The sequence below is a fragment of the Pseudoalteromonas sp. PS5 genome (assembly GCF_004103255.1).
Lineage (GTDB): Bacteria > Pseudomonadota > Gammaproteobacteria > Enterobacterales > Alteromonadaceae > Pseudoalteromonas > Pseudoalteromonas peptidolytica.
In genome coordinates, this window is the sequence record NZ_RCSQ01000093.1 from 1 (window position 1) to 12428 (window position 12428).

A 12428-nucleotide genomic window follows, 5' to 3' on the forward strand; every position below is an offset into this window, starting at 1 on the left:
GCCTCAAAATAGACTACTTAATTAAGCAAATTGGTATAAATGAGCCGACTCAACTATCATCACCTTTATTACTTTTGGCAAGTCGCCAAACAAGGTAACCTGACTCAAGCAGCTAAAGATCTGCATGTGTCACAGTCTGCACTTTCAGCACAGATAAAGCAGCTAGAGCACAATAGCGGAGTTGCATTATTTGAACGCAGCGGCCGACAGTTAATACTTACCGAGCAGGGTAAAAAAGTACTTAGCTATGCGGATGATATTTTTACTACAGGACAGGAACTTGAGGCGTTATTAAGTAAAGGCGTGCAATCTACCACTCATGTTACGATTGGGGTTTTAACAACTCTCTCACGTAACTTTGTCGAGGCATTCATCACCCCATTGATGGAGCGCTGTGATGTTCAATTTAAATTGAAATCAGGCAGTATCTCTGAGCTACTAAACGGACTAACCAAGCACGAACTGGATTTAGTACTAACCAACCGCACAGTTAACTTGGATACATCCGATCCATACTGGCAATGTCAGCTCGTGGCAAAGCAACCGCTAGCCATTGTAGGCCCACCTCAAAACAAACCCGATACATTGTTTCCAAAAGGCTTTGCTAACACCCGCTGGATTTTACCCCCAGCAAGTTCTGATCTCCGCACTGCTTTTAATGCCTTATGCGCGCAACACCAGTTCTTTCCTAACATACTTGCTGAGGTGGATGACATGGCAATGATGCGACTGCTTGCAAGAGACAGTGGTGCTGTGGCGGTATTACCAGCAGTGGTGGTAAAAGACGAAATTGCTCAAGGGGTGTTAACGCACTATCAAGACTTACCTGATATTTATGAATATTTTTATGCTATTTCAACACATAAAAAAGTCATCCCTGAAGCGATTAAGCTGTTGTTACATAAAGCACGTAGCGACCCTGAAGCCTTTTAAGTTGAGATTGTTAGCGACCATACTCATTACGCATGCCATCAAGCGATAAAACGTTCAGTAACACAGAGACTTAATTTACCATATAGCAAGACTGCCCCCACCCAAAGTTGAGACATCTATATTGCCCTATAAAGTTAGTGTAAATGGACAATAGTCGAGTGTTTTGTAACTGAGCCCATATTTAGGTAAGAAAATCATCCTAAGCACTTGACCAATTAACGTTTATTTAGCAAGCTGAAGTTATAGGACAAAAAATAAACGAGGCGATGATCGTGTTCAAACTTGCGCATAATGGCAACATTTTAATGGATGTGAAATCTGCTTCACCGCCAAGTGCAGCCTTTATCATCGAAGCGCTTGAAAAGTCGCAGTTTGCCGACTGTGAAGTTGACCATGAATCTATTGACGCTTACTTCAAGAGTGACTTCCCTGAAAGTCAGCTTGTTGTCGCGAAACAATATGACGCTGAGTTTACCGTGACACTCAGCGACGACAAAATGCAAGCTTTCGGGCAACTGGAAACCGCACGCGGCGGTAAAGCGATTTCATTAGAAGAAGCCAAGAAGGTTATAATCAAAGCGGGCGTTAGTCGTGGCTATAAGCAAGCCTACCTCGAAAAGATTTTAAGCAAACAGTTTGAATTACCTCCCGGTGAAGAAGCCTCTGGTATCATCGCACAAGGGCGACCGCCACAAGATGGTCAATCCGCCAAGTTATTACCTCATGTACAAACGCTAAAAGAACGTCTTAAACAACCAAGAATGCGTGAAGATGGCACTGTGGATATGCGTGATTTTGGCAAGCTCGCAAGTGTTTCCCCCGGAGATCTACTGGTTACACAAAGACCAGCAACCCCAGGTAAAGAAGGGTTTACTGTCACAGGTGAAAGCATTGAAGCCAAAGCTGGAGAGTCTTTTCAGTTGATGGCAGGTGATGGTACAGAAATTAATCCCAGTAATCCTCTTGAGCTCATAGCAACAATTGCGGGGTGCCCATCAGACGTAAGTAACGGTATGCGGGTAGACGATGTTTTTACCATTGCTGATGTAACTGTAAAAAGTGGCCACGTTGACTTCAATGGGAGCGTAGTTGTCACACACAATGTTGAACCGGGCATGCGGGTTACAGCAAAAGGAGATATAACGATATTAGGCACAGTAGAATCAGGAGAGCTAGTTGCTGGTGGGAATATCGAAGTAAAAGGTGGCGTTATAGGTCATGTTGACCACCAAAATAACGAACAAGGCTTAACTTGCAAACTCAGCGCCAAAGGCAATGTCGAGATCGCTCATGGTCAGTATACTTACCTTGAAGGTGAAAATGTATTTATCAATAAGCAAAGTAACCATTGTGATATCAAAGCGCAGCGGCTGGTTCAAGTAGGCACTGGGGAGCACCCTAATGGCAAACTCATCGGCGGCTCTATCATTGATGCTCAGATGATAGTAGCAGGAGAGATAGGCAGTGGTTCTGGGGCTAAGATGATGATTTACTTAGCCCGTAAAGGGATTCAAATCACTGAAGATACCGACACATTATTCAAAGAAGTCGCAGCGACCAATGAATCTTTAGACCAACTCCAACAAGCTATTGAAAAAGCAGAGTTAGTCAAAGACACGGAGAAAAAGCAACAGCTAAAAACGAAGATAGGTGCGACACAAATGCACTATTGCCAGCAAGCCGAGCTGCTAGAGAAGCAGCTCTATCAGCTCGACCATGACTTACATGAACTGTTAGAAAATACAAAATTATCTGCAAATAAAGCGCTGCATTCTGGCGTTGAAATACATATATTTGATCGCGTTTATAAAACAACCCGCAGCTATCCACCTTGCACAGCCTCATTGCAAGATAACCAAGTTAAAATTGATTTTAAAACGGCTGGTAACTAGAGCCTGTTGACCTTTGATTTTTGCTCCTTGAGTGTACTTTGGTCGCGGTGCTCAACTTGCCGCCCAATAGTCAAAGCAGAAGTTGGGCAATCGTGAACAAGGCGCACTTGGGTAAACCTAAAGGGCAACGCTTGATCCACATTTTTACTGAGTTGCTCTATCAGGGGGCAAGGAAACTTTACAGCAGCACAAACTCTTTATCGCCTGACTGACATAAAGCAACTCTCCTACACAGGCTCTACCTTATACAATACCAATCAAACGACTGCGAAAACAAACTTAAAAAATAAGCAAACTCTAAAACTATTTATCGTTGGCATTTGGGACAATACACTGTACTTCGCTGTCCTAATCGGACTTCTTTCAATGAAGTTTCACAAGTAACACACGGTTCACCTTTTCGTCCGTACACCAGTAACTCTTGGGCAAAATAGCCAGGTTTACCATCGCTTTGTGCAAAGTCTTTTAGCGTAGTACCGCCTTGTTTAATCGCCGCACTAAGGGTTTCCTTAATTATGGGCGCAAGTGCCTGATAACGTTTAAGGGATATTTTTCCTGCTTCTTTTTTAGGGTGGATCCCAGCTTTAAACAAGGATTCATTCGCATAAATATTCCCTACCCCCACGACTACGTGGTTATCCATAATAAATTGCTTAACTGCTTGCTTTTTACCACGGCTCATTGCAAACAAATGCTCCGCAGTAAACTCAACAGTCAAAGGCTCAGGACCAAGTTTTGCTAAAGTCGGGTGTAGTGCTCCTTTTGCTTGCCACAAAAAAGCCCCGAAGCGGCGGGGATCGTTCAGCCGAAGTGATTTGCCACCAGCGAGGATAATTTCGACATGATCATGCTTTTTAAGCGGTTCACCTTGGTCAACAACGCGCAAGTTCCCCGACATACCCAAATGCAATATTGCGGTGCCATGAGCCGACTCAATTAAGAGATATTTAGCGCGGCGCTTCACGGCGGTGACTTGCTCCCCTTCCAACAAATGCACGTCTTGGGGTACAGGCCACCTTAGCTTCTCGTTATAGACTTTTACATGGGTGATCACTTGTTCAGTTAAGTAGGGTTGAATGCCCAACCGACTTACTTCCACTTCTGGTAATTCAGGCATAATTAGCTCTATATTTCTTGCTGTCTAAATAATATGGGTAAAAACAAGGCGCGCACCTGTGCTTCATCAAGCTCAAACCAGCGCTGTTTATGCTTATCAAACAAAATCAACCTGTTGCTATGTTGATATAATTGAAAGCTTAATGGCAGTTCATGTGTCGCTAACCAAATACGCGCGACACTAAGCGCTTCACCTAGTTGTGTTGGTTTTTCAATAACATTAAGCTGGGCTTTTTGCCAACTTGAGACCATTGCACTAAGCTCTGACACGCTATAAGACTGCGTCGCGCCTTTTGGCAGTTCTATACGCCAGCTAGTACCAATACGTTCAATCTTATAACCGGGAAACGCTAATGTCAGGACAAAGCTTTGCGCTGGTAACACCGCCTGTATTCCCATTTTTTCATCTGTTGGATTCAGTTTGTAATGTAACCCATTGAGAAAGAAAATCATCAGCAGCATGGAAAATATAACCACGTTATTCCATGCTTTACGGCTCATTTGGATCATAGCTATCTCCTAGGATCTACTGACCTTTTGCTTTTATTTTTATAGCTATCTGCTCGCTAACCACTGCTCTTGATAATGTAAGCCCTTTTAGCGATTCGCTTTGGCGCTTAACTAAGCTTATCAAATAGCGAAATTATTCATTTCATGAGTATAACATCAGCACAGATGAATAAGGCTAAAGTTTCCCTCACTTATAGATGCTCGTTACCACATTCAAAGCTATAAAAGCCAATGCTTTCCTAAAGCAGGCTTGCTATCTTGAACTCAAACTAACTGGGGTAAATTGCACATTTAGACTATTTAATTAACAAGTTATTTTGCTAGAATGTGGGCAAAATTTTTAGGAGTTCCGTCAATGGCAATGTATGTTGTGGGTCATAAGATCCCAGATTCAGATTCAATCTGTGGTGCAATCGCACTTGCATATTTAAAAAATCAAATTGGTGAAGAGGCAATCCCATCACGTTTAGGTGATGTATCACCTGAAACTCAGTTTATCCTTGACCGTTTTGGTTTTGAAGCGCCTGAGCTGAAAATGAGCTACGCAGGTGAAGAGGTTTACATCGTAGATCACACTGAAAAGACGCAAGCACCTGATGACATTGATAAAGCGACGATTGTCGGCGTTGTTGACCACCATAAGCTTGGCGATCTGACCACATCTGCCCCACTAGAATGTTGGATCCGTCCAGTCGGTTGTAGTAACACGATTATCAAAATGATGTATGACTTTTACGATGTTGAGATCCCAGCAAATATTGCAGGCATCATGATGTGTGCAATTTTAAGCGATACCGTGATCTTTAAGTCACCGACTTGTACTACAGCAGATATTAAATGTGTTGAAGCGCTAGCTGAGATTGCTGGTGTTGATGACGCAAAAGCACTGGGCATGGAAATGTTCAAAGTAAAATCTGCAGTTGATGGCACTCCAGTGCGTGATTTAGTAATGCGTGATTTTAAAGACTTCAATATGAATGGAAACCTTGTTGGGATCGGCCAACTTGAAGTCGTTGATCTTGCTGTGTTCGACAACATCAAAGATGAGCTACACGCTGATATTGCCAAGTTAAAAGCTGAAGGTAACCGCCACAGTGTGATGTTACTGCTGACTGACATCATGAAAGAAGGCTCACAAATGCTAATCGCATCTGATGATGAAGCAATTATTGCTAAAGCCTATAATGTTGAACCAGAAGCAAGCAAAGTATGGTTAGACGGTGTACTAAGCCGTAAAAAACAAGTAGTCCCGCCACTACAAGATGCCTTTGCACAGTAATGCCATTGCCGAGGTGCTTACCTCGGCATTTTACTCCTGACTCTATACGACCAAGCCCGTACACTAAACAGCATTAGCCGCTGACCAGACCCCCTTTTCTATCCCTTGCTTCACTATTAACGTTAACGCTTTTTCAATTGCTTGAGTCACACAAATATGCATCGGCTCATTATCACTAAACCCTGCTTCCGCTTCCGCCAGCCGCTTATAACTTACGTAACGAAAAAAACCGGCTCGAACTTCCATTGAGAGTACTTTTTTGCTGCTTGCAACAGACAATAATACTTGCCCAGTACGCACATCAACAGCGCGCATATAAATTGAAATGACATCTTCTCGATAAAGCTCTGAAGCACCAATACCAAAGTACTCCATACCTAATCCACCCGTGCGAATATTAGAGTCATAACTGATGATCCCGCCTTCTAAAATGATTTTTGCGGTTGTAAGTGGCGGTAATGGCGCAGCATCGTTGTCATCATTGGCTGCACGAATAATTTTACGCTCGGTCAATAGGTTTTGTAGCCCCTCTCGTTCAACCGGAATAAACCAGTCGGTCTCGTGTAGCGCTTGCATCAAAATTGAGTTTGCGCCTTGCGTAACTGCGGTAGAAAAAGAGCTAACATTATCTTGTGGCTTATATTGACCGGTTTGATCGCGAAAGGAATAAACAGAAACAGGTATTCGACCTCTGGGCTTAGGTAGCGCTTTTAGCTCTGCAAACGTTTGTGTTTCTGTTAATGCGATAGCAGCACTCTGCGAAGGAGGTAAAACACGAGACAGGTTAGAGCAACCTGTTACAAAGAGCGTGATGGCAATTACTACTAGTCGGTACATTTAAAATCCTCCGTCGGGAGAGACTGAAAACCTAGGAACCTCTAGGATCGTTTCTTCACCTGACGAAGTGTTAGTAATCCTCACCGTAATGGTGTCTGGCGTACTTGTGATCACTTGGATCTGATAATCTCCACTCATAAATGTGGCATCTTGATCAAAAATACTATCTTTTACATCATCACCAAAAGCCACATCCGTGATCTCTCTGACCAAACGATTGAGATATGTTCGCTCTAGCGATTCTTGAAACTTCTCATCATAAGTCTTTTCAATGATCGGAGCTCGGTGCTTATTTTGTGATTGCGCTTTACTTAGTAACATATTGGCGTTTAGCGGGTTACCACCAAAAGCTGGATTAATTGGCTTATAGACCAACTCAGTTGCCATACTATTTTCGCTGTGAACACAGCTCAACACGCCGAGTAACAGTGTTATTTTTATTATCTTCATTTTACCACCCACTAGCTGCCAAATCTTCAGATCCACTTTGCTGATACTGCGCCTTAGCCATCGCATCCATTACCGTAAAAATCGCGGTTTCAACACGCTCGTCAACAGAGCCACCTCGCCTTCCCATTGCAGTTGCGTACACAGGCTTATTATTCATTAACACTTCCAATCGAGTACCAGCTCTTGGTAAAACGGTTTCTTTAACCGTAATGTTAATTCCAGTTGAATTTGGCACATCTCGCCAAAGTTGTGAGAATTGGGAATAAAATTGATGGCCAAACCGGCTAATACTTTGATCCATCACCAAACCATCGATCTCAACATCTTGTTGTGCCACTGCTATATTGGCTAAAAAAAGTTGCGCACTTAGTAGTATTATTATTTTTGTCATGACTTATCTGCTCGTTATTTTGGCGATGCTGATGAGAATATTCCTTATAGACTACAGTTTAGAGCCAAGTATTAATTGAGGATAAATAGGCTAAACAGTACCAACTTGCTTCATTCAGTGATGTATTATGAGGCGAAAGAATCTTGTCGATAATACCGTTAAAATTTTGCCATTTAGTGGTTCTAAATAAGACTTTTTTAACGCTATTAGCGCTAGGTTTACTCCTTCGAATTGAGCAAGCATCAAGACAAATTGATACCAGTACAAAGCGGGGGCCTGCTCACTAAGCCCCCGTTTATTCGCAGTTACTGCTGCGTTATTGTAGCAACGTTATTGTCGCCTACTTGTGTAACCGTGATGTTTTGACCACTGCCTGTAATGCCACCTTGTACCAAGTTACCATCACCCATTTGGCTAATTGTTAGGGCATTATCATCACCATTGATAACAAAAGCGTCAGATCCCATCCCCATAACAAAGTTATTAGTGCCAGTTTGTGTGATGTCTAACATATTGCGACTGCCTTCTAACATCAGATCAATGGCATTGAACTCTCCAGACTGAGCAATATCAACTTGGTTAGCGCTACTTTCAAAAACACTGCTCATTGTCACAGCGACACCATTGCTGTCACCATCTTGAGTAATATCAAGCGCATTGTTATTACTCGCCAAGTTCACGTTTGGATAAGATGACTGTACAAGTGCTTCATTGTTGCTGCCGGTTTGAACCACCTCAACATCATTATCATTACCGTTGAAATTGGCGATATGCGCAACGTTACCATCACCGATTTGCACGGCTGAAAACTCATTGTTGTTCCCTGCAACACCTAGGTACATATCATTGTTATCGCCGACCTGAAGTGCGCTAAACTCGTTATTGTCACCAACAACATCTGCCAAAATGTTATTGTTTTCTCGTCGTTGTTCTGTGGTAATCTCATTGTCACTACCAACAAGTAAATCAGATGCAAACTGGTTACCCGAACCCTCTTGCTCTATCGCTAGCTCATTACTATCACCTGAAATTTCAAATACGCTAACGCTATTATTATTACCTTCTGATTGCTCTATTTCTATTTGATTATCATCACCTGTGATTGTCTCAATTGAAACCACATTGAAATCACCACTTTGACTAGATTCAATCTCGTTTTCGTTACCTTGTAAACTCACCACCTTGTATTGATTGTACAAGCCGTCTTGCGTCAAGGTTATTTGGTTCATATCACCTTGCAGTGACTCTAATGTTGCCTCATTCCAAGTGCCAGTTTGTGTTGCAGAGACTTCGTTTTGGCTGCCTTGCATGTCTAGGTTATAGAACCATTGACCACCGGAACCTTGAGACACCGAGATGGTATTCTGATCACCGGTTACTACGTTAATCGCTTCGTTATTAATACCAAGCAGACCAGCACCTGATTGCTGTACATCAATGTTGTTATCATCACCTGTTACTTCTGAAAGCGCGCCGTTAGACTCTCCGTCTTGGCTGTACACTTGTTCATTGTTATTACCGGTTGTAGTGATAATAGCAACATTGCCTGTACCATTTTGCTCTGCTGTCGTCGTATTATCATCACCAACTGTTGTTACATCGGTTAGGTTGGAAACACCAGATTGAACGGAGATTAGTTCGTTATCACCGTGGCTTCTTGAAGTTTGAGAAAGCTTTAACTGGTTACTAGTACCATTGATTTGCTCAACTTGTGAAAGTGCAGAAGTAGAAAGCGCTTTGTTGTCTGATTTTGTATCAGCCTGTGCAGCAAACGAATGAGTTAATGCAAGTGCTATGGCGCAGCTCACAATTGATTTTGAAAACTTCACACTGTTCTCCTTAGAGATTTATTATATTGTTTTAAAATTAAGTGTTCAGTGTTGCGTCTGAGCAGTTGCCTTTACTCAGTTAAATACCACCTTCACCTAATCAACGTCCTGTTATGGCTCAATAATTTGAGCGCTCCTACCTAAGCCAGTTACCAGAGTGTTACATTTGAGTGAAAAACATAATCTATATCAAAGCAGCCACCTTGATATGCTGAAATAATATATTCCATTACGTTTTGTCATCTCTAACTCTAAGTTGGGAACATCCGAAGATAAATAGGAAGGTTTTATGAAATATATAACCTCATAATTACATCAACTTACCTATGAAAAATCACACCCCATTACAAATCAAAAATTTAACTACAAAAAAAGTATGACTAAAGTTCCATCGCGTTTAGCTTATCTCTACTCACAAAAAAGAACTAAATAATATATTCTTAAATTTGCAAACCAATAAAAATGCCTGATTTTTTTATTTAACCCTTTTTTTACATTGCATAGCCGAATTTCTGCGTCTACGTTTTAAAGCGTTGCCAAAAAGACCACAGCCACTACCAGAAAACTACCAACTAAAACAGCGTGATAATAAAAAGCGCTTGAAATTAAAAAGGTTATTAAAATGAGATCAAAACTTTCTGCATTGTCTTTGGCTTTGCTACCTGCATTTGCGTTTACCGCTCAAGCAGCAGTTCAAATTGACACAACAACCGCAACTGCTGACGACAGTATTTTAGTGGTATTTAAAGAAAATACGTCCGCGGCACTGCGCGCTAACGCAAGAAATCTTGTTAAAGCAAAAATATCGGATTTAAACGCTGACGGTGTAGATGACAAATATCGCCATGTCTTGAAAGGACGACTAGCAAACTTTAAGCTTGATAGCATCAAAGCAAAACAAGCTATTGAAAAGCTAGCTAACCACCCTGCGGTAGAATATGTAGAGCCAGACTATCAGGTCAAAGCACTTGGGATCCCTGATGACAGCCGCTTCGATGAACTTTGGGGTATGCACAATACCGGCCAAACAGGTGGAACAGCAGATGCTGATATCGATGCACCTGAGGCATGGGACATTAGTATTGGTTCACGTGATGTGATTGTCGGTGTTATTGATACAGGTGTGGACTACACACACCCAGACCTTGCAGCAAATGCCTGGGTAAACCCTGGCGAAATTGCTGGAGATGGTATCGATAATGATGGTAATGGCTATATCGATGACGTATACGGGATCAACGCAATCACAGGTAGCGGCGATCCTATGGATGACCAAGGTCACGGTACTCACGTTTCTGGTACAATTGGTGCCACTGGTAATGATGCTACAGGTGTTGTTGGTGTCAACCATGAAGTATCCATTGTAGGCTGTAAATTCCTAGATGCGTCAGGTTCAGGCTCTACTTCTGATGCTATCGAGTGTATTGACTATATGGTTGCATTGAAAAATGCAGGCCACAATGTCCGCGTAACAAATAACAGCTGGGGTGGTGGCGGATTCAGCCAAGCACTGTCTGATTCGATTACAGCAAGCGAAAATGCGGATATTCTGTTTGTTGCCGCAGCGGGGAACAGCGCGGTTGATAATGATGTAAACCCACATTATCCATCAAGCTATGATCACGATACTGTTTTCTCTATCGCCAGCACAACACATACTGATGCTATGTCTTCGTTCTCACAATGGGGATTAACATCGGTAGATATGGGTGCGCCAGGTAGCGCAATTCTGTCTACCGTACCAGGTGGCGGCTATGCGAGTTATTCAGGCACATCTATGGCCACACCTCATGTTGCCGGTGCCGCCGCATTAGTACTTTCAGTTAATCCAACACTGAGTGCTGTTGAGCTTAAAAATCTACTTATGCAAAGTGGTGACGTAAACGCAGATCTTACCGATAAAACGGTCTCTGGCACGCGATTAAATGTAAATCAGGCTGTTATAGATGCCGATCCTGAGCCAGGCTTTAGAGTCTCAGCACGTCCAGCAAATCTAGAAATTGTTGCTGGTGATACTGCAACTTATGAGTTCACGTTCACATCAGTTGCTGATTGGCAAGGTTCCATCAATCTTGCAGTGGCTTCACCTCTTGAGGGTGCAACACTATCTGCTGATACAGCAATGCCTGGTGATACAGTAACGTTATCAGTACCAACCACCAGCACGACGCAGTGGGGCGAATATAATTTGACTCTAAACGCGACGTCTGGAGGTTTAGCTGATAGCGAACAGGTTGGACTTTATGTACTTCCGCAGGGCTTAAGTGACTTTAGCTATGACAATACCACCACAGTTGATATTCCTGACAACGATGCAACGGGTATTACCTCTGTGATCACTGTTGCTGATACTGTTACAGTATTTGACAGTAATACGCTTGTAGATATTACTCATACTTTCATCGGAGACCTAATTGTGACGTTAACGTCACCAGCAGGAACTGCTGCGACGCTGCACAACCGTCAAGGCGGTAGCACAGACAACATTAATCAAACCTTCAATTCAGCGGCATTTAATGGTGAAGTTGCAACAGGTGACTGGATATTATCTGTTTCTGATAATGCCGGTATTGACACCGGCTCACTAAACAGCTGGACTTTAAACTTAACGGGTCTTGGTGAAGTAGCACCACAACCACCGGTGGCAGGCTTTAGCTATAGTGCATCAGGTTTAGCCGTAACCTTTACAGATGAAAGCCGTGATCCCAATGATGATATTGTCAGCTGGGCATGGGATTTTGGAGATGGTAGCACTAGTACTGATGCAAGCCCTATTCATGAGTTTGCAGCATCCGGTGAATATAACGTTGCACTTACTGTTACCGATAGCGAAGGCAATAGTCACACAACGGCGCAATCTGTTGTGGTAAGCAGTGACGAAGTCGCACTGTCTCTTGTGCGGGCAAATAAATCTCGCTTAGGCTTTATCCGGGTTGAACTATCATGGGAAGGAAGTAGTGCTAGCGAGGTATCAATTTACCGAGATGGTCGACTACTTGAAACCGTTTCTAACACAGGTAAGTACAGAGACTTTGCTCGTGACCTTGAGGCAACTAGCTACACCTATAAAGTGTGTCAATCTGCTGAGCTTTGCTCAAATGAGATCACAGTAAACTTCTAATCATCCTCTTCCAGTGGATAATTCAAAGCCCCGCTAGGGGCTTTTTCTATTAAAAATTTCTCATTTAGAA

At 42.6% G+C, this 12428-nt stretch carries 10 protein-coding genes; 4 read left to right on the forward strand and 6 right to left on the reverse strand.

The window, feature by feature from the left end; all coding sequences use genetic code 11:
* The first annotated feature begins 39 nt into the window (after nt 1-39).
* Together D9603_RS12905 and D9603_RS12910 are read left to right on the forward strand one after the other, a co-directional pair.
* Nucleotides 40-933 (forward strand): LysR family transcriptional regulator, encoded by an 894-nt coding sequence (locus D9603_RS12905; RefSeq protein ID WP_125250630.1) that lies wholly within the window; start codon nt 40-42, stop codon nt 931-933.
* A 272-nt stretch (nt 934-1205) separates the two neighbouring features.
* Complete coding sequence (locus tag D9603_RS12910) at nt 1206-2825, forward strand: FapA family protein (RefSeq protein ID WP_128731620.1); 1620 nt, start codon at nt 1206-1208, stop codon at nt 2823-2825.
* Between the two features lie 307 nt (nt 2826-3132).
* On the opposite strand, the gene mutM is transcribed toward D9603_RS12910, so the two are convergent.
* Both mutM and D9603_RS12925 read right to left on the reverse strand, forming a co-directional pair.
* Nucleotides 3133-3942, reverse strand: a complete 810-nt coding sequence (gene mutM / locus D9603_RS12920; protein ID WP_128731621.1) for a bifunctional DNA-formamidopyrimidine glycosylase/DNA-(apurinic or apyrimidinic site) lyase — start codon at nt 3940-3942, stop codon at nt 3133-3135.
* A gap of 8 nt (nt 3943-3950) precedes the next feature.
* The gene (locus D9603_RS12925) at nt 3951-4451 is read right to left on the reverse strand and encodes a hypothetical protein (RefSeq protein ID WP_125250633.1); all 501 of its coding nucleotides are present in this window, start codon (nt 4449-4451) and stop codon (nt 3951-3953) included.
* Between the two features lie 355 nt (nt 4452-4806).
* On the opposite strand from D9603_RS12925, the gene D9603_RS12930 reads away from it, so the two are divergent.
* A complete protein-coding gene (locus D9603_RS12930; protein WP_128731622.1) occupies nt 4807-5730 on the forward strand; it encodes a manganese-dependent inorganic pyrophosphatase in 924 nt (307 codons plus the stop codon).
* Between the two features lie 63 nt (nt 5731-5793).
* Here the strand turns inward: D9603_RS12930 and D9603_RS12935 are convergent, their stop codons facing one another.
* From D9603_RS12935 to D9603_RS12950, 4 genes are all read right to left on the reverse strand, one after another.
* A complete protein-coding gene (locus D9603_RS12935; protein WP_128731623.1) occupies nt 5794-6567 on the reverse strand; it encodes a CsgG/HfaB family protein in 774 nt (257 codons plus the stop codon).
* Complete coding sequence (locus tag D9603_RS12940) at nt 6568-7017, reverse strand: curli assembly protein CsgF (RefSeq protein ID WP_275557205.1); 450 nt, start codon at nt 7015-7017, stop codon at nt 6568-6570.
* A gap of 1 nt (nt 7018) precedes the next feature.
* The gene (locus tag D9603_RS12945) at nt 7019-7408 is read right to left on the reverse strand and encodes a CsgE family curli-type amyloid fiber assembly protein (protein ID WP_125250636.1); all 390 of its coding nucleotides are present in this window, start codon (nt 7406-7408) and stop codon (nt 7019-7021) included.
* A 305-nt stretch (nt 7409-7713) separates the two neighbouring features.
* Nucleotides 7714-9237, reverse strand: coding sequence for a curlin (locus D9603_RS12950; RefSeq protein WP_128731624.1), 1524 nt, complete (start codon nt 9235-9237; stop codon nt 7714-7716).
* A gap of 622 nt (nt 9238-9859) precedes the next feature.
* Between D9603_RS12950 and D9603_RS12955 the strand changes: the two genes are divergently transcribed.
* Nucleotides 9860-12358, forward strand: a complete 2499-nt coding sequence (locus D9603_RS12955; RefSeq protein ID WP_128731625.1) for a S8 family serine peptidase — start codon at nt 9860-9862, stop codon at nt 12356-12358.
* The last annotated feature ends 70 nt before the right edge of the window (nt 12359-12428 follow it).